Source organism: Citrobacter sp. Res13-Sevr-PEB04-36 (genome assembly GCF_015672735.1).
Lineage (GTDB): Bacteria > Pseudomonadota > Gammaproteobacteria > Enterobacterales > Enterobacteriaceae > Citrobacter.
Genome location: NZ_JADABY010000014.1, coordinates 92,614 through 109,302 on the forward strand (window position 1 = coordinate 92,614; position 16,689 = coordinate 109,302).

Sequence of the window (16,689 nt, forward strand, 5' to 3'; positions counted from 1 at the left end):
CATTTCGTATTAACCGGAGGATACACTCTGGAGTCGACTCCAGAGTCAAGCGTTTTTAAAGATACAACGAACGCACAATCAGGAAATGTCCGGCGAAGTAGCAGGCGGCGGCAATGGCGTTATCGGCGCGGAAGCGGCGACGATAATGACTACCCAGCCAGACAATGTTGCCGATGAACAGCAATGCAGCCCCCATAAATGCCGACAGCGCCGGGGCGGTTGGGCGGAAGAACCACAGTTCGCCAGCCATCCAGACCATCATCAGGGTGATACCGATAAAGGTGCAGATGGCGATACGCAGCTCTTCCAGTCGCGTCCAGATGACGGCGATCAGCAGGGCACCCAATACCAGCAGTACCAGTGGAAGAGGCCAGAAGAACGACATCGTCATTTGGCTGGCGAAATAGATGGTATAGAGCAAATGCGACAGGAAAAATGCGCCCACGGCGTACAGCAGGCGTTGACGCGGCAACAGCGTCAGCGCATCGCCGAGCAGCGAGGCCAACAGGCCGGCCAGCACCAGATAGCTGATGGCGTTAAACATCGGCGCCTGCCAGGCCAGCAGCAACAGCAGCAATAACGTCAGGGGTTTAAAGACCCAGCGTTGCCAGGTGGGACCACGATAGGAGGCATCCACAAACAGCCATGCGGAAAGACAAACAGCGATAAACGACCAAAGCATCTTAGTTCCTTGAATTCGTTATTTTTTCGTAGGCGGGGTGCCTACGGCTCTTCTGTCCAGTGTAGAGGTCGATACCGCCAGATGACAACACCATAACAGGCAGGGTATGCTTATTTCCGCATTTTCTGATGGGTTAATAAAATGAGTAAGCCACCCCTTTTTTTCATTGTTATCATTGTCTTAATCGTTGTTGCCGCGTCGTTTCGCTTTGTCCAGCAGCGCCGGGAAAAAGCGGATAATGATGCCGCGCCACTGGTGCAAAAGCAGGTTGTGGTGAGCAATAAGCGGGAAAAACCGCTGAATGACCGACGTTCGCGCCAGCAGGAAGTGACCCCAGCGGGTACCAGCATGCGTTATGAAGCGAGCTTTAAGCCACTTAGCGGGGGAATGGAGCAGACGTTTCGTCTGGACGCACAGCAGTATCATGCGTTAACGGTCGGCGATAAAGGCACGCTGAGTTACAAAGGGTCGCGCTTTGAGGGGTTTAGCGCGCAACCGTAGTGGAATTGGCCGGATAAGGCGTTAGCCGCCCTCCGGCATCACTATTATTTCTTCAACTGCGTTTTAATTTTCTTCTGCCACACCAGCAACTCAAACACGCCGAACAGAAAAATACGGATTTTCTCGCCGCTGGTCATCTGCGGGCCATCTTTCGGCATGGTTGATTTCAACAGCGCCAGTTGCATGCCGTGCATCAGTACCATAAACACCAGCGCCACGTTAACGAAGATATTGAGCGGGCGCGGGAAGGGCTGGAAAAGATTGAGCAGTAAGAATGCCCAGACGCACAGCATCAGCAGGCGTCCCAGGTTAATCAGCATGGTGTTCTCCTTGTGCTTCACGTTGATACAGGCGATAGGCAACCTGGCCGGCGACTTTTTCGCGATACAACGACCAGTTAACCGGAACCGGTGGCAGGCCGTTTTCGACTTCGCTCTCAACGTAAATATACGCCTCGTTTGCCAGCCAGCCATTTGTTTCCAGAAGCGTTAATGTGTCTTCCAGTAATCCTTTACGAAACGGCGGGTCAACAAACACCACATTATGCGGCGACCCCGTCTGCGCCAGAAACGCCAGCGTATTGGTGTTGACGACGCGGGCATGATTGGCCTTCAGGGTGACGAGATTTTTTTGTAGTTGCTGAGACACCGCCCGATCCATTTCCAGAAGCGTTGCGCCTGCGGCATAACGGGAGAGTGCTTCCAGTCCCAGCGCACCGCTGCCAGCAAAGCAGTCCAGGCACTGGGCATCGACCATCATTGGTGCCAGCCAGTTAAACAACGTTTCACGGACACGGTCAGTGGTTGGTCGCAGACCCGGGCTGTCCGGAACCGGGAGTTTACGGCCGCGCCATTGCCCGCCAATAATGCGGATCTGGCCGCTGCCTGAGTGATTCGGTTTTTTCATTTCTATTATTGCTCAATCCGCAGGTGACGTGTCATTCCAGGCGGTGATGTGAGTTAAGTTAACCCGTCGCCTTTCAAGTTACCTCTTCGTTGGCTGCACTTACTCACCCGAATCACTTACTAAAGTAAGCTCATCGGTATTCGTGCGCTTGCTGCCTTGACGTAACTCGAAATTCATTGGGTATAAGTGATAGACTATTTCATCATTTTTTTAGCTGCTATGTACATAGCGTTGACGCTGTGCCATGAAGCAACAGCGGGGAGTGTAGTCGCAAATGGCGAAAGAGAAAAAACGTGGCTTTTTTTCCTGGCTGGGCTTTGGTCAAAAAGAGCAGGCACCGGAAAACGAGACAGAATTAAAAAACGAAGAACAACAAAAGGTTGCAGAAGAATCTGCCGTCGTTGAGGAACAGCCGCGCGCACAGGAAACCCATAGCGAAGCCGAAACGGAGGCCTTTGCGGCTGAAGTCGTAGAAGTCACAGAACAGGTTGCAGAAATCGAAAAACTGCAGCCTGAGCCGGAACCTGTGGTCGAGCAACCGCAGCCGGAGGTTGAACCGGTTGTTGAAGCCCCTGCGCCAACGGCGGTTATCGAACACGAAGAGTTACCGCTGCCGGAAGAAGTAAAAACCGAAGAAATTTCGCCAGAAGAATGGCAGGCCGAAGCGGAAACCGTTGAAATTGTTGAAGCGGTTGAAGAAGAAGCGGAAAACGAACCGCAGCTGACCGACGAAGAACTGGAAGCGCAGGCGCTGGCTGCTGAAGCGGCAGAAGAAGCCGTCATGGTTGTGCCGGTAGAAGAACCAGTCGTAGAAGAACCTGCTGTAGAAGAGCCAGCAGAAGAGGCGGTACAGGAGCAGGAGAAACCGACGAAAGAGGGCTTCTTTGCGCGTCTGAAACGCAGCCTGCTAAAAACCAAAGAAAACCTCGGTTCCGGATTTATCAGTCTGTTCCGCGGTAAAAAGATCGACGATGATCTGTTTGAGGAGCTGGAAGAGCAGTTGTTGATCGCCGATGTGGGGGTAGAAACCACCCGGAAGATCATCGCCAACCTGACAGAAGGGGCCAGTCGCAAGCAGCTTAAAGATGCTGAAGCGCTGTACGGTCTGCTGAAAGATGAAATGGGCGAGATTCTGGCGAAGGTTGATGAGCCGCTGAACGTCGAAGGTAAAACGCCGTTTGTTATCTTAATGGTTGGCGTCAACGGCGTGGGTAAAACCACCACCATTGGCAAGCTGGCGCGTCAGTTCGAGCAGCAGGGCAAATCGGTGATGCTGGCAGCGGGAGATACCTTCCGTGCGGCGGCGGTCGAGCAACTGCAGGTCTGGGGCCAGCGTAACAACATTCCGGTGATTGCTCAGCATACCGGCGCAGATTCCGCGTCCGTTATCTTTGATGCCATCCAGGCGGCGAAGGCGCGTAACGTTGACGTGCTGATCGCCGATACCGCAGGTCGCTTGCAGAACAAAGCGCATCTGATGGAAGAATTGAAAAAAATCGTTCGCGTGATGAAAAAGCTCGACGAAGATGCGCCGCATGAAATTATGCTGACCCTTGACGCCAGCACCGGGCAGAATGCCATAAGCCAGGCCAAACTGTTCCATGAAGCGGTGGGTTTGACCGGTATTACCCTGACCAAGCTGGACGGTACGGCGAAAGGTGGGGTAATTTTCTCGGTTGCCGACCAGTTTGGCATCCCTATCCGCTACATCGGTGTGGGCGAACGTATCGAGGATTTACGTCCGTTTAAAGCGGGCGATTTTATAGAGGCACTTTTTGCCCGAGAGGATTAACAATGATTCGCTTTGAACATGTCAGCAAGGCCTATCTCGGTGGGAGACAAGCGCTGCAGGGAGTCACATTCCATATGCAGCCTGGCGAGATGGCGTTTCTGACCGGCCACTCCGGTGCGGGGAAAAGTACCCTGCTGAAGCTGATCTGTGGGATTGAACGGCCCAGCGCCGGGAAAATTTCCTTCAGCGGGCATGACATTAGCCGTTTGAAAAACCGTGAAGTGCCGTTTCTGCGTCGCCAGATCGGCATGATTTTTCAGGATCACCATCTGCTGATGGATCGAACCGTTTTTGACAACGTGGCGATCCCGCTGATTATCGCGGGTGCCAGCGGGGACGATATTCGTCGCCGCGTGTCAGCGGCACTGGACAAGGTCGGGCTGCTGGACAAAGCGAAGAACTTCCCGATTCAACTCTCCGGCGGTGAGCAGCAGCGTGTGGGGATTGCCCGTGCGGTGGTGAATAAACCAGCGGTACTGCTGGCGGATGAACCGACCGGGAACCTCGATGACGCGTTGTCGGAGGGTATCTTACGCCTGTTCGAAGAGTTCAACCGCGTCGGGGTTACGGTATTAATGGCGACGCACGACATTGGGCTGATCTCCCGTCGTTCCTATCGCCAGATGGTCCTGAGCGACGGACACCTGCATGGAGGCCTGGCGCATGAATAGACGTGACGCTATCAATCAAATCAAACAGTTCGGCGGGCGACTGGACCGTTTTCGTAAATCTGGCGGTGCGCCGGGCGACGGGGGACGTAACGCGCCGAAGCGGGCAAAATCCTCGCCAAAGCCGAACTCACGTAAAACCAACGTCTTTAACGAGCAGGTGCGCTATGCGTTCCAGGGCGCGTTACAGGACCTGAAAAGCAAGCCGCTGGCGACATTCCTGACGGTGATGGTGATCGCCATCTCCCTGACGCTGCCGAGCGTGTGTTACATGGTCTATAAGAACGTAAACCAGGCGGCAAGCCAGTATTATCCGTCCCCGCAGATCACCGTGTATCTACAGAAAACGCTGGATGATGACGCGGCGGCGCGGGTGGTTGGACAATTGCAGGCCGAGCAGGGCGTGGAGAAAGTGAATTATCTTTCCCGTGACGATGCACTGGGTGAATTCCGTAACTGGTCTGGTTTTGGCGGTGCGCTGGATATGCTGGAAGAGAACCCGCTGCCGGCCGTGGCGGTCGTTATCCCAAAACTGGATTTCCAGGGCACGGAGTCGCTGAACACGCTGCGTGACCGGGTGGCACAAATCAACGGTATTGATGAAGTACGCATGGATGACAGCTGGTTTGCGCGGCTGGCGGCGTTGACAAGTCTGGTGGGGCGCGTATCGGCGATGATTGGCGTGCTGATGGTGGCCGCAGTGTTCCTGGTCATCGGTAACAGTGTGCGTCTGAGCATTTTTGCCCGTCGCGATACCATCAACGTACAGAAACTGATTGGCGCAACGGATGGATTTATCCTGCGACCGTTCCTCTACGGTGGGGCACTGCTTGGCTTTTCGGGCGCTTTTCTGTCACTGATTTTGTCAGAAATTTTGGTGATGCGCCTGTCGTCAGCGGTCACCGAAGTGGCACAAGTTTTTGGAACTAAGTTTGATATCAACGGCTTATCATTCGACGAGTGCCTGCTGCTCCTGCTGGTGTGCTCAATGATTGGCTGGGTGGCAGCCTGGCTTGCCACGGTCCAACATTTACGCCACTTTACCCCTGATTAAAAAATCTCTGGTATAATCTTTCCCTGCACTGAGTAGTTCGCTCTGCAGGGAAAGAGTCCCTGTTGTCTCTTCCCGGCGTATTCATCGTGATGTCACATTTTGTGCGTAATGTATACACAATACGACATGGAACTTGTGGATAAAATCACTGTCTGATAAAAGATTGAATGATATTCTCGTTGCTCATAAGCTCTGGCATGGTTGTTGCTGTCGATTTTTCAACGCGCCAGATGATATAGATTGAGAGGATTTGAATGACCAAAGAAATGCAAAATTTAGCTTTAGCCCCTGTTGGTAACCTGGAGTCTTACATCCGGGCTGCAAACGCGTGGCCGATGTTGTCGGCTGACGAGGAGCGGCTACTTGCTGAAAAGCTGCATTACCAGGGCGATCTGGAAGCAGCTAAAACGCTGATCCTGTCTCACCTGCGCTTTGTTGTTCATGTTGCTCGTAACTATGCGGGCTATGGCCTGCCGCAGGCGGATCTGATTCAGGAAGGTAATATCGGCCTGATGAAAGCCGTGCGCCGTTTCAACCCGGAAGTGGGTGTGCGCCTGGTGTCTTTCGCTGTGCACTGGATCAAAGCTGAGATCCACGAATACGTTCTGCGTAACTGGCGTATCGTGAAAGTCGCGACCACCAAAGCGCAGCGTAAGCTGTTCTTTAACCTGCGTAAAACCAAGCAGCGTCTGGGCTGGTTTAACCAGGATGAAGTTGAAATGGTCGCTCGCGAGCTGGGAGTTTCCAGCAAAGACGTCCGCGAAATGGAATCCCGTATGGCGGCGCAGGACATGACGTTTGACATGTCTTCGGACGACGAGTCCGACAGCCAGCCGATGGCACCGGTACTGTACCTACAAGATAAATCGTCTAACTTCGCTGACGGCATTGAAGACGATAACTGGGAAGAGCAGGCGGCCAACAAATTGACTCACGCGATGGAAGGTCTGGACGAACGTAGCCAGGACATCATCCGTGCCCGTTGGCTTGACGAAGATAACAAGTCGACGTTGCAGGAACTGGCCGATCGTTACGGTGTTTCGGCTGAACGTGTGCGTCAGCTTGAAAAGAACGCCATGAAAAAATTGCGCGCGGCAATCGAAGCGTAATCTTCCCGTCGACCTGATGAGACGGTCGAGTCTGGAAATGTGAATAAACCCTGGATGCAAATCCGGGGTTTTTTGTTTTTATCTCTCCCCTCCATTCTGATAACGCGCCCTGCGTTTTCCTCTTTTTGTCATAAACTTGTTATTCGGATGTCAAATTAGCTATTCCAAAATAATAAAAATCGGGTATGTTTTAGCAGAGTATGCTGCTAAAGCACGGGTAGCTATCCAATAATCGAAATAAAGTGCTGAACAACAACATCACAACACACGTAATAACCACAATAATGGGGATTGTCAGGATGAATATGAAGGGTAAAGCGTTATTGGCAGGATGTATCGCCCTGTCTTTGAGCAATATGACCTTTGCTAAGGATATTAAAGTTGCCGTCGTCGGCGCGATGTCGGGTCCGGTGGCGCAGTATGGCGACCAGGAATTTACCGGTGCAGAACAGGCGATTGCAGACATTAACGCCAAAGGTGGCGTGAAAGGTGACAAGCTGGTCGTGGTGAAATACGACGATGCGTGTGACCCGAAACAGGCAGTAGCGGTCGCCAACAAAGTGGTTAACGACGGGATTAAATACGTTATCGGCCACCTGTGCTCATCTTCCACTCAGCCAGCGTCTGATATCTACGAAGATGAAGGCATTTTGATGATCACCCCTGCTGCAACCGCGCCGGAACTGACCGCACGTGGTTATAACCTGGTGATGCGTACTACCGGCCTGGACTCTGACCAGGGGCCAACTGCCGCCAAGTATATTGTTGAAAAAGTGAAGCCGAAACGCATTGCCATCGTTCACGACAAGCAGCAGTACGGCGAAGGTCTGGCGCGCTCTGTGCAAGACAACCTCAAGAAAGCGAATGCTGACGTAGTGTTCTTTGACGGTATCACTGCCGGTGAGAAAGACTTCTCTACCCTGGTGGCGCGTCTGAAGAAAGAGAACATCGATTTTGTTTACTACGGTGGCTATCACCCGGAGATGGGGCAAATCCTGCGCCAGGCGCGTGCCGCTGGCCTGAAAACCCAGTTTATGGGACCAGAAGGGGTGGCGAACGTGTCGCTGTCTAACATCGCTGGTGAATCGGCGGAAGGCTTACTGGTGACCAAGCCGAAGAACTATGACCAGGTTCCGGCGAACAAACCGATCGTGGATGCTATTAAGGCCAAGAAACAGGATCCAAGCGGCGCGTTTGTGTGGACCACCTACGCTGCGCTGCAATCATTGCAGGCCGGTCTGAACCATTCCGACGATCCGGCTGAAATTGCCAAATACCTGAAAGCAAACTCTGTTGAAACGGTGATGGGGCCGCTGTCCTGGGATGCGAAGGGTGACCTGAAAGGCTTCGAGTTTGGCGTGTTTGACTGGCATGCTAACGGTACGGCAACCGACGCGAAGTAATTTTCCCGTCGCCTATCGTGCGGCAAGTGCGTTGGCTGCATTATTCAACCCCGGTTACTTATGTAAGCTCCCGGGAATTTAATGAGGGACATTCATGTCCCTCACCAAAGGCAGCCTTTGGCTGTTCAAATTCGTTCCAGACGAATTTGTCACTCCCTTGCCGCCGTCCTGCAACGCGAAATTCTTGGGAACATGGGCAGAAAATGTAGGCCGGGTAAGGCGAAGCCGCCACCCGGCTTTTTTATTACCGCTTCTCCCAGCCATCCGCCAGGGCTGTAAACCCTAACGCCTGCATAAAGGTGGCCATTGCATCCCGGTCTTCAACGCCCACGTCTGCCATCCACCATGAACTCACGCCAGGGTTTTCGCGGATTACTTCTTCAATCAAATACTGCCCGACGCCGCGACGACGGGTGATTTCGCGTATGCGTAAGGAATCCAGCGCGCCTTGCGTACCGCTCAGGGTCACGCGTACTGCACCTAACAGGCGCTCATTAAACCGCGCGGCATAGATCCGGTGTGCGTCATCGACGCGTAGAGATGAGGCGGAATATTCCGGCCAGATTTTACCCAGGTCGATCGTGTCCTGAGCGCTAAAGTTTTCTAAAAGAATGATGGTCAGCTTCATTGACAGCATGTCCAAATCACAAAAGATGAAATCAGTGTACCGAAATAATTCACCCGGATGCTTTCTCTTTTTTATGTGAATAACTAGGTGATTAATTTTATAACAACGATAATGACAGTTTGAAACATCAGGCATTGAAAAACAGGCAGGATATTACCCTGGAATGCAGCATATTATTCCGCTCTTTGTGCCATTATTTTATGCTGACAAATGCGCTTTTTTTTGTTTATCTATAGTGAAAAGCAGAATATTATCTTTTCTTAATAGACTGAAAAATAGAGATTTTAGCGGTATTTTGCTTAAAAAACTGTGCTAAACCATTAATGAGACTGGTAAAAATAGTGCAGTTCAAAAAAAGCACAGTCTGCTTTTTAACCATATAAATACAAAATATATACACAAAATCATTCAAGGTGCATTAAGGCGGCAAGAGAGCGAACTCCCAGGAGCTTACATAAGTAAGTGACTGGGGTGAACGAGCGTAGCCAACACAGAGGCAGCTTGAAGGATGAAGTGTAACAACATCACGAATGGGGATTCAGGAATGAAAAGGAATGCGAAGACAATCATCGCAGGGGTAATCGCACTGGCAATGTCGCACACGGCTATGGCGGAGGAGATTAAAGTCGCTGTGGTCGGGGCAATGTCAGGTCCGGTCGCGCAGTGGGGCGATATGGAATTTAATGGCGCCCGTCAGGCGATTAAAGATATCAATGCTAAAGGCGGGATCAAAGGCGACAAACTGGTGGGCGTGGAATATGACGACGCCTGCGATCCAAAACAGGCTGTGGCCGTGGCGAACAAAATCGTTAACGACGGCATTCAGTATGTGATTGGTCACCTGTGTTCATCGTCGACTCAGCCTGCATCCGACATCTACGAAGACGAAGGTATCCTGATGATTTCTCCGGGAGCCACCAATCCGGAACTGACGCAGCGCGGCTACGCGCACATCATGCGTACGGCCGGTCTGGACTCCTCTCAGGGGCCCACCGCAGCGAAATATATTCTTGAGACAGTGAAGCCTCAACGTATTGCCATCATCCATGATAAGCAGCAGTACGGTGAAGGGTTGGCGCGCTCGGTACAAGACAGCCTGAAAGCGGGCAAAGCCAATATTGTCTTCTTTGATGGGATCACCGCCGGAGAAAAAGATTTTTCTGCGCTGATTGCCCGTCTGAAGAAAGAAAACATCGACTTCGTTTATTACGGCGGCTACTACCCGGAAATGGGACAAATGCTGCGTCAGGCACGTTCTGTGGGCCTGAAAACGCAGTTTATGGGACCAGAAGGCGTGGGTAATGCGTCACTGTCCAACATCGCGGGCGAGGCAGGTGAAGGCATGCTGGTGACTATGCCAAAACGCTATGACCAGGATCCGGCGAATAAAGCTATCGTCGATGCGCTCAAAGCGGACAAGAAAGATCCGACCGGACCGTATGTGTGGATCACCTACGCCGCCGTGCAGTCGCTGGCAACCGCATTAGATCGCAGCGGCAGCAAAGAACCGCTGGATCTGGTGAAAGATTTAAAAGCACACGGGGCTGATACCGTGATTGGGCCGCTGAATTGGGACGAAAAAGGCGATTTGAAGGGATTTGAGTTTGGTGTCTTCCAATGGCATGCGGATGGGTCATCTACCGTCGCAAAATAAGCCCGAAGGCAAGTTATCCCTCCGCCCGCGCGTCGGGCGGTATAAAAAGGTTACCTTATGTCCGAGCAGTTCCTCTATTTCTTGCAGCAGATGTTTAACGGCGTCACGCTGGGAAGCACCTACGCGCTGATCGCCATCGGTTACACGATGGTGTACGGCATTATCGGCATGATCAACTTCGCCCACGGCGAGGTGTATATGATCGGCAGCTATGTCTCCTTTATGATCATCGCTGCGCTAATGATGATGGGCATTGATACCAGCTGGCTGCTGGTGGCAGCCGGATTCGTGGGTGCTATTGTGATTGCCAGCGCCTACGGCTGGAGTATTGAACGCGTGGCGTACCGGCCCGTGCGCAGCTCCAAGCGCCTGATTGCGCTAATTTCCGCCATCGGAATGTCCATCTTCCTGCAAAACTACGTCAGCCTGACCGAAGGATCGCGGGACGTGGCGCTGCCTAGCCTGTTTAACGGCCAGTGGACTATCGGCAGTAGTGAAAACTTCTCCGCGTCCATCACTACTATGCAGGCGGTTATCTGGGTTGTGACTTTCCTGGCGATGCTGGCGTTGACGATTTTTATTCGCTACTCGCGTATGGGCCGCGCCTGTCGTGCCTGTGCCGAAGATCTGAAAATGGCCAGCCTGCTCGGCATTAACACTGACCGCGTGATTGCGTTGACCTTTGTGATCGGTGCGGCGATGGCGGCGGTGGCGGGTGTGCTGCTCGGTCAGTTCTACGGGGTTATCAACCCGTATATCGGCTTTATGGCCGGGATGAAAGCCTTTACCGCTGCGGTGCTTGGCGGGATTGGCAGCATTCCAGGGGCGATGATTGGCGGCCTGATTCTGGGCGTGGCGGAAGCGCTTTCCTCTGCGTATCTGAGTACGGAATACAAAGACGTGGTGTCGTTTGCACTGCTGATTGTCGTGCTGCTGGTGATGCCGACCGGTATTCTGGGTCGCCCGGAGGTAGAGAAAGTATGAAACCAATGCACGTTGCGATGGCGCTGCTCTCTGCCGCCATGTTTTTCATCCTCGCGGGCGTCTTTATGGGCGTCCAGTTAGAACTGGATGGCACCAAGCTGGTCGTTGATGTTGCCAGTGATATTCGCTGGCAGTGGGTGTTTATCGGCACCGGGGTGGTTTTTCTGTTCCAGCTGCTGCGCCCGGCTTTCCAGCACAGCATGAAGCGAGTTTCCGGCCCGAAGTTTATTCTGCCGGCGATTGACGGCTCCACCGTCAAACAAAAACTGTTCCTGGTGGCGCTGTTGGTGATTGCCGTGGCGTGGCCGTTTATGGTCTCACGCGGCACAGTGGATATCGCCACCCTGACGATGATCTATATCATTCTCGGTCTGGGCTTAAACGTGGTGGTGGGGCTTTCTGGTTTGCTGGTGCTGGGCTACGGAGGCTTTTATGCTATCGGTGCTTACACCTTCGCGCTGCTGAACCATTACTATGGTCTCGGTTTCTGGACCTGCCTGCCGCTGGCAGGCCTGGTCTCTGCCGCAGCGGGTTTCCTGCTCGGCTTCCCGGTACTGCGTCTGCGCGGTGACTATCTGGCGATTGTGACCTTAGGTTTTGGTGAGATCGTCCGTATTTTGCTGCTGAACAATACCGAAGTGACCGGTGGACCGAACGGCATCAGCCAGATCCCGAAGCCGACCTTCTTCGGTCTTGAGTTCAGCCGTAGCGCTCGCGAAGGCGGCTGGGATACCTTCAGCAACTTCTTCGGTGTGAAGTATGACCCGTCTGACCGCGTGATTTTCCTCTATCTGGTGGCATTGCTGCTGGTGGTCTTCTCACTGTTCGTCATTAACCGCCTGCTGCGTATGCCGTTAGGTCGTGCGTGGGAAGCCTTGCGTGAAGATGAAATCGCCTGCCGCTCGCTGGGCTTAAACCCAACGCGTATCAAGCTGACCGCCTTTACCATTAGTGCCGCGTTTGCTGGTTTTGCTGGTACGTTGTTTGCCGCGCGTCAGGGGTTCGTAAGCCCTGAGTCTTTCACTTTTGCCGAATCGGCTTTCGTACTGGCCATTGTGGTACTCGGCGGCATGGGATCGCAGTTTGCGGTGATCCTGGCGGCCATCCTGCTGGTGGTATCGCGTGAACTGATGCGTGATTTCAATGAATACAGCATGTTGATGCTCGGTGGTTTGATGGTACTGATGATGATCTGGCGCCCACAAGGGCTTCTGCCGATGACCCGTCCACAGTTGAAGCTGAAAAACGGGCAAGCGAAAGAAGGAGAGCAGGCATGAGTCAGCCATTATTATCCGTGAACGGCCTGATGATGCGCTTCGGCGGTCTGCTGGCAGTCAACAACGTTGAACTGGAACTGAGGCCGCAGGAAATTGTCTCGTTAATCGGGCCAAACGGTGCGGGTAAAACCACGGTCTTCAATTGCCTGACCGGTTTTTATAAGCCGACAGGTGGGACGATTAAACTGCGAGACCAGCATCTGGAAGGGCTGCCGGGCCAGCAAATCGCCCGCATGGGTGTGGTGCGCACCTTCCAGCATGTGCGCTTGTTCCGTGAGATGACGGTGATTGAAAACCTGCTGGTGGCGCAGCACCAACAGCTGAAAACCGGCGTCTTCTCCGGTCTGCTGAAAACCCCGTCGTTCCGTCGTGCGCAGAGCGAAGCGCTGGACCGCGCTGCCACCTGGCTTGAGCGTATTGGCCTGCTGGAGCATGCCAACCGTCAGGCCAGTAACCTGGCCTACGGCGATCAGCGCCGCCTGGAGATTGCCCGTTGTATGGTCACCCAGCCGGAAATCCTGATGCTCGATGAACCCGCTGCGGGCCTTAACCCGAAAGAGACCAAAGAGCTGGATGAGTTGATTGCCGAGCTGCGTAATCATCACAACACCACAATCTTGTTGATTGAACACGATATGAAGCTGGTGATGGGCATTTCAGATCGTATTTACGTGGTGAACCAGGGTACGCCGCTGGCAAACGGAACGCCGGAACAGATCCGTAATAACCCGGACGTGATCCGCGCCTATTTAGGCGAAGCATAATGGGGGCGAGCCAAAAGATGGAAAAAGCGATGTTAACGTTTGACAAGGTGAACGCTCACTACGGCAAGATCCAGGCGTTACACGACGTCAGTTTGTATATCAATCAGGGTGAAATCGTAACGCTTATTGGGGCCAACGGCGCGGGGAAAACCACGCTACTCGGCACATTGTGTGGCGATCCGCGTGCGACCAGTGGGCGCATTGTTTTTGATGGTAAAGACATCACCGACTGGCAGACGGCGAAAATTATGCGTGAAGCGGTGGCGATTGTCCCGGAAGGGCGTCGCGTGTTTTCGCGCATGACGGTGGAAGAGAATCTGGCAATGGGCGGTTTCTTTGTTGAGCGTGACCAGTTTCAGGAACGCATCAAGTGGGTGTATGACCTGTTCCCTCGCCTGCATGAGCGCCGTATTCAGCGGGCGGGCACCATGTCCGGCGGTGAACAGCAGATGCTGGCGATTGGCCGTGCACTGATGAGCCAGCCACGTCTGCTGCTGCTTGATGAGCCGTCTCTTGGGTTGGCGCCGATTATCATCCAGCAGATTTTTAACACCATCGAACAGCTGCGTGAACAGGGGATGACCATCTTCCTCGTCGAGCAGAATGCCAACCAGGCGCTGAAACTCGCCGATCGCGGCTATGTGCTGGAAAACGGCCATGTAGTGCTGGAAGACACGGGAGATGCGCTGCTGGCCAACGAGGCGGTACGCAGCGCCTATCTGGGTGGTTAACCCCTCTCTACTGAGACAAGGAGCCAAAATGGCTCCTTTTTTATATCGGTATGTTAATATTGAGAATAATTATCAATAATAAAATGAACACGGAGAAAGGATGATTCGTTCAGGCACCTGTATGGTGGTTATTGGAAGTCTGCTGTTGGCGCTGTCATCTGGCGCTCAGGCATTGAAACCGCAAACGTTCGACCCGCGCGATCCCGCTATCTGGGAAGAAACCACCACCAACCCGTTAGCACAATCCAACTCGCCCTGCGAAGTATTCACCAGCTCGGTGTGCCCGAGTTGGGAAGATGAAAAATCGGATATCCAGCGCGAGCGTGAGCGGCGGGAACTGCAGCGTTTACAAAATGAGTACGAACGACGTTGGCGTAGAGAATAAGCGTACTGCAGGCAACGATGAAGTGCGCCAGGAAACGTATTTCATCAGGCCTTGAGGGATTGCGAGCGCTATCTCAGCATTTGCGGTTTATTTTCTCTATAATCAATGGCTTGATTCATATTTTTTGTAAATGGTAATTGAATGAATGATTCACCATATTTATTATCCACTGTGCCGATGCCCGCAATGGATGGCGTCACGGTTTCTTTTAATGGTTTGAACTATCTGCGTCCTGAGATCCTGCTGGATTTCGTCAGTATCAGTCACGCCGCACTGCATAGCGTCACGCCCGTTGCGCTGCTGTATTCGTCGGTAGGAGTGCTTCAGCAGGTTGATTTGCGCAGGCTACCGGTTGACGTCACTGGGCGCGTGGTTTATCCCATCTCCTCGCTGAAGCTTCCGGCATTGCGGGGAAAACTCATCATTAACGCCCAGTCACGTCGACTCAAGTTTCTGGAAAACCTGGTGGCGAACTCTGCGGAGGACAATATTCACGGTCTGCAGGTCCTGGGACTCGCGCTGGAATTTACTTTCGCGCAATCTTCCTGATTTTACTGGACTGATAAAATCTCTCCGTAGGCCGGGTAAGACATCACCACTACCCGGCTTTGTTGTGCACCACCCCGCATTTTCCTGTCACTACGCTTTCACTGCCTTGCCATCTCTCTGTCGCCTTACTATCTTTTTTTTGTAATAAAAAAGTTATTTTTCTGTCATTCGAGCATGTCATGTTACCCCCGCGAGCATAAAACGCGTGATATCGCGCATCCGGCACAACAAGAGAGATAATCGATGATATCGTTACGACATACAGCTTTAGGACTGGCAATCAGCCTGGCATTTGCAGGTCAGGCACTGGCCGTTACCACTATCCCGTTCTGGCATTCAATGGAAGGCGAACTGGGTAAAGAAGTTGATTCACTGGCGCAACGTTTTAATGAATCCAATCCCGACTACAAAATAGTTCCGCAGTACAAAGGCAACTATGAGCAGAGCCTGAGCGCGGGGATCGCCGCATTCCGTACCGGTAACGCGCCAGCTCTGTTGCAGGTTTACGAAGTCGGGACGGCAACCATGATGGCCTCAAAGGCAATCAAGCCGGTCTATGAAGTGTTCAAAGAGGCCGGAATTAACTTTGATGAGTCTCAGTTTGTGCCGACGGTTTCCGGTTATTACACTGACTCTAAAACCGGACATTTGCTCTCCCAGCCGTTTAACAGCTCCACCCCGGTACTGTACTACAACAAAGATGCCTTCAAAAAAGCCGGTTTAGATCCCGAACAGCCGCCAAAAACCTGGCAGGACCTGGCGGAGTACACCGCGAAGCTGAAGGCAGCCGGCATGAAGTGCGGCTATGCCAGCGGCTGGCAGGGATGGATCCAGATTGAAAACTTTAGCGCCTGGAACGGTTTGCCGGTCGCCACTAAAAACAATGGTTTTGATGGTACCGATGCGGTGCTGGAGTTTAATAAGCCGGAGCAGGTGAAACATATTGCTCTGCTGCAAGAGCTGAATAAGAAGGGTGATTTCAGCTACTTCGGGCGCAAAGATGAATCCACCGAGAAATTTTACAGCGGTGACTGTGCGATCACCACCGCCTCTTCCGGTTCTCTGGCCGACATCCGTCACTACGCGAAATTCAACTATGGCGTCGGCATGATGCCGTACGATGCTGACGTGAAGGGCGCCCCGCAGAACGCGATTATCGGCGGTGCGAGCCTGTGGGTAATGCAGGGGAAAGACAAAGAAACCTACGCTGGTGTGGCGCAGTTCCTTAACTTCCTGGCGAAACCAGAAATTGCGGCCGAATGGCACCAGAAAACCGGTTATCTGCCGATCACCACCGCGGCCTACGATCTGACCCGCGAGCAGGGGTTCTATGACAAGAACCCGGGGGCGGATACCGCCACTCGTCAGATGCTGAACAAGCCACCGTTGCCGTTCACCAAAGGACTGCGTCTGGGCAACATGCCGCAGATCCGCACCATTGTGGATGAGGAACTGGAAAGCGTCTGGACTGGTAAGAAAACCCCACAGCAGGCGCTGGATTCCGCCGTTGAGCGCGGCAACCAGTTACTGCGTCGCTTTGAGCAATCGACCAAGTCTTAAGTGTATAAGTGCCTGATGGCGCTGCGCTTATCAGGCCTACAG

18 protein-coding genes are annotated in these 16,689 nt (G+C 53.0%); 14 read left to right on the plus strand and 4 right to left on the minus strand.

The window, feature by feature from the left end; genetic code table 11:
• Nucleotides 1-55: 55 nt before the first annotated feature.
• Nucleotides 56-682 carry a lysoplasmalogenase gene (locus tag IMQ48_RS03860; protein WP_196207979.1) on the minus strand — a complete coding sequence of 209 codons (627 nt, stop codon included), beginning with the start codon at nucleotides 680-682 and terminating at the stop codon, nucleotides 56-58.
• Nucleotides 683-823: 141 nt separating this feature from the next.
• Between IMQ48_RS03860 and IMQ48_RS03865 the strand changes: the two genes are divergently transcribed.
• Nucleotides 824-1,183, plus strand: a complete 360-nt coding sequence (locus tag IMQ48_RS03865) for a DUF2500 domain-containing protein (RefSeq protein WP_196207980.1) — start codon at nucleotides 824-826, stop codon at nucleotides 1,181-1,183.
• A gap of 44 nt (nucleotides 1,184-1,227) precedes the next feature.
• Here IMQ48_RS03865 and IMQ48_RS03870 read toward each other — a convergent pair whose 3' ends face one another.
• Entirely contained in the window at nucleotides 1,228-1,503 is a 276-nt protein-coding gene (locus IMQ48_RS03870) for a DUF1145 family protein (protein WP_196207981.1), read from the minus strand.
• The gene (gene rsmD / locus IMQ48_RS03875; RefSeq protein ID WP_196207982.1) at nucleotides 1,493-2,089 is read right to left on the minus strand and encodes a 16S rRNA (guanine(966)-N(2))-methyltransferase; all 597 of its coding nucleotides are present in this window, start codon (nucleotides 2,087-2,089) and stop codon (nucleotides 1,493-1,495) included. The genes IMQ48_RS03870 and rsmD overlap by 11 nt, the downstream gene beginning before the upstream one ends.
• Before the next feature lie 274 nt (nucleotides 2,090-2,363).
• Here rsmD and ftsY point away from each other — a divergent pair, with 274 nt between their 5' ends.
• The 5 genes from ftsY (at nucleotide 2,364) to IMQ48_RS03900 (ending at nucleotide 8,115) form a co-directional block, all read left to right on the plus strand.
• Complete coding sequence (ftsY, locus tag IMQ48_RS03880; protein ID WP_196207983.1) at nucleotides 2,364-3,881, plus strand: signal recognition particle-docking protein FtsY; 1,518 nt, start codon at nucleotides 2,364-2,366, stop codon at nucleotides 3,879-3,881.
• A gap of 2 nt (nucleotides 3,882-3,883) precedes the next feature.
• Complete coding sequence (gene ftsE, locus IMQ48_RS03885) at nucleotides 3,884-4,552, plus strand: cell division ATP-binding protein FtsE (RefSeq protein WP_096759224.1); 669 nt, start codon at nucleotides 3,884-3,886, stop codon at nucleotides 4,550-4,552.
• Entirely contained in the window at nucleotides 4,545-5,603 is a 1,059-nt protein-coding gene (gene ftsX, locus IMQ48_RS03890; RefSeq protein WP_096759225.1) for a permease-like cell division protein FtsX, read from the plus strand. The genes ftsE and ftsX overlap by 8 nt, the downstream gene beginning before the upstream one ends.
• 254 nt (nucleotides 5,604-5,857) lie before the next feature.
• The gene (gene rpoH, locus IMQ48_RS03895; protein ID WP_196207984.1) at nucleotides 5,858-6,712 is read left to right on the plus strand and encodes an RNA polymerase sigma factor RpoH; all 855 of its coding nucleotides are present in this window, start codon (nucleotides 5,858-5,860) and stop codon (nucleotides 6,710-6,712) included.
• A gap of 299 nt (nucleotides 6,713-7,011) precedes the next feature.
• Nucleotides 7,012-8,115 carry a branched-chain amino acid ABC transporter substrate-binding protein gene (locus tag IMQ48_RS03900; RefSeq protein WP_196207985.1) on the plus strand — a complete coding sequence of 368 codons (1,104 nt, stop codon included), beginning with the start codon at nucleotides 7,012-7,014 and terminating at the stop codon, nucleotides 8,113-8,115.
• Between the two features lie 244 nt (nucleotides 8,116-8,359).
• Here IMQ48_RS03900 and panM read toward each other — a convergent pair whose 3' ends face one another.
• Complete coding sequence (gene panM, locus IMQ48_RS03905; protein ID WP_196207986.1) at nucleotides 8,360-8,743, minus strand: aspartate 1-decarboxylase autocleavage activator PanM; 384 nt, start codon at nucleotides 8,741-8,743, stop codon at nucleotides 8,360-8,362.
• Nucleotides 8,744-9,287: 544 nt separating this feature from the next.
• Between panM and livK the strand changes: the two genes are divergently transcribed.
• The 8 genes from livK to ugpB all read left to right on the plus strand — a co-directional run bounded on the left by livK (nucleotide 9,288) and on the right by ugpB (nucleotide 16,647).
• Nucleotides 9,288-10,397, plus strand: a complete 1,110-nt coding sequence (livK, locus tag IMQ48_RS03910; RefSeq protein ID WP_196207987.1) for a high-affinity branched-chain amino acid ABC transporter substrate-binding protein LivK — start codon at nucleotides 9,288-9,290, stop codon at nucleotides 10,395-10,397.
• Between the two features lie 57 nt (nucleotides 10,398-10,454).
• Nucleotides 10,455-11,381, plus strand: a complete 927-nt coding sequence (livH, locus tag IMQ48_RS03915) for a high-affinity branched-chain amino acid ABC transporter permease LivH (RefSeq protein WP_196207988.1) — start codon at nucleotides 10,455-10,457, stop codon at nucleotides 11,379-11,381.
• A complete protein-coding gene (gene livM, locus IMQ48_RS03920) occupies nucleotides 11,378-12,658 on the plus strand; it encodes a branched chain amino acid ABC transporter permease LivM (protein WP_181618385.1) in 1,281 nt (426 codons plus the stop codon). Before livH ends, livM begins: the two co-directional genes overlap by 4 nt.
• Nucleotides 12,655-13,422 carry a high-affinity branched-chain amino acid ABC transporter ATP-binding protein LivG gene (gene livG, locus IMQ48_RS03925; RefSeq protein ID WP_003023438.1) on the plus strand — a complete coding sequence of 256 codons (768 nt, stop codon included), beginning with the start codon at nucleotides 12,655-12,657 and terminating at the stop codon, nucleotides 13,420-13,422. The genes livM and livG overlap by 4 nt, the downstream gene beginning before the upstream one ends.
• Before the next feature lie 17 nt (nucleotides 13,423-13,439).
• Nucleotides 13,440-14,153, plus strand: a complete 714-nt coding sequence (livF, locus tag IMQ48_RS03930) for a high-affinity branched-chain amino acid ABC transporter ATP-binding protein LivF (RefSeq protein ID WP_196208081.1) — start codon at nucleotides 13,440-13,442, stop codon at nucleotides 14,151-14,153.
• Between the two features lie 100 nt (nucleotides 14,154-14,253).
• Nucleotides 14,254-14,538, plus strand: a complete 285-nt coding sequence (locus tag IMQ48_RS03935) for a hypothetical protein (RefSeq protein WP_196207989.1) — start codon at nucleotides 14,254-14,256, stop codon at nucleotides 14,536-14,538.
• Nucleotides 14,539-14,679: 141 nt separating this feature from the next.
• Nucleotides 14,680-15,087 (plus strand): dTDP-glucose pyrophosphorylase, encoded by a 408-nt coding sequence (locus tag IMQ48_RS03940; protein ID WP_196207990.1) that lies wholly within the window; start codon nucleotides 14,680-14,682, stop codon nucleotides 15,085-15,087.
• A 243-nt stretch (nucleotides 15,088-15,330) separates the two neighbouring features.
• Nucleotides 15,331-16,647, plus strand: a complete 1,317-nt coding sequence (ugpB, locus tag IMQ48_RS03945; protein WP_196207991.1) for a sn-glycerol-3-phosphate ABC transporter substrate-binding protein UgpB — start codon at nucleotides 15,331-15,333, stop codon at nucleotides 16,645-16,647.
• Nucleotides 16,648-16,689 lie beyond the last annotated feature (42 nt).

What these genes read in the sequence shown, in the direction of transcription:
- IMQ48_RS03860 (WP_196207979.1), bottom strand. Translation starts at nt 682, where the DNA reads ATGCTTTGGTCGTTTATCGCTGTTTGTCTTTCCGCATGGCTGTTTGTG.
- IMQ48_RS03865 (WP_196207980.1), top strand. Translation starts at nt 824, where the DNA reads ATGAGTAAGCCACCCCTTTTTTTCATTGTTATCATTGTCTTAATCGTT.
- IMQ48_RS03870 (WP_196207981.1), bottom strand. Translation starts at nt 1,503, where the DNA reads ATGCTGATTAACCTGGGACGCCTGCTGATGCTGTGCGTCTGGGCATTC.
- rsmD (WP_196207982.1), bottom strand. Translation starts at nt 2,089, where the DNA reads ATGAAAAAACCGAATCACTCAGGCAGCGGCCAGATCCGCATTATTGGC.
- ftsY (WP_196207983.1), top strand. Translation starts at nt 2,364, where the DNA reads ATGGCGAAAGAGAAAAAACGTGGCTTTTTTTCCTGGCTGGGCTTTGGT.
- ftsE (WP_096759224.1), top strand. Translation starts at nt 3,884, where the DNA reads ATGATTCGCTTTGAACATGTCAGCAAGGCCTATCTCGGTGGGAGACAA.
- ftsX (WP_096759225.1), top strand. Translation starts at nt 4,545, where the DNA reads ATGAATAGACGTGACGCTATCAATCAAATCAAACAGTTCGGCGGGCGA.
- rpoH (WP_196207984.1), top strand. Translation starts at nt 5,858, where the DNA reads ATGACCAAAGAAATGCAAAATTTAGCTTTAGCCCCTGTTGGTAACCTG.
- IMQ48_RS03900 (WP_196207985.1), top strand. Translation starts at nt 7,012, where the DNA reads ATGAATATGAAGGGTAAAGCGTTATTGGCAGGATGTATCGCCCTGTCT.
- panM (WP_196207986.1), bottom strand. Translation starts at nt 8,743, where the DNA reads ATGAAGCTGACCATCATTCTTTTAGAAAACTTTAGCGCTCAGGACACG.
- livK (WP_196207987.1), top strand. Translation starts at nt 9,288, where the DNA reads ATGAAAAGGAATGCGAAGACAATCATCGCAGGGGTAATCGCACTGGCA.
- livH (WP_196207988.1), top strand. Translation starts at nt 10,455, where the DNA reads ATGTCCGAGCAGTTCCTCTATTTCTTGCAGCAGATGTTTAACGGCGTC.
- livM (WP_181618385.1), top strand. Translation starts at nt 11,378, where the DNA reads ATGAAACCAATGCACGTTGCGATGGCGCTGCTCTCTGCCGCCATGTTT.
- livG (WP_003023438.1), top strand. Translation starts at nt 12,655, where the DNA reads ATGAGTCAGCCATTATTATCCGTGAACGGCCTGATGATGCGCTTCGGC.
- livF (WP_196208081.1), top strand. Translation starts at nt 13,440, where the DNA reads ATGGAAAAAGCGATGTTAACGTTTGACAAGGTGAACGCTCACTACGGC.
- IMQ48_RS03935 (WP_196207989.1), top strand. Translation starts at nt 14,254, where the DNA reads ATGATTCGTTCAGGCACCTGTATGGTGGTTATTGGAAGTCTGCTGTTG.
- IMQ48_RS03940 (WP_196207990.1), top strand. Translation starts at nt 14,680, where the DNA reads ATGAATGATTCACCATATTTATTATCCACTGTGCCGATGCCCGCAATG.
- ugpB (WP_196207991.1), top strand. Translation starts at nt 15,331, where the DNA reads ATGATATCGTTACGACATACAGCTTTAGGACTGGCAATCAGCCTGGCA.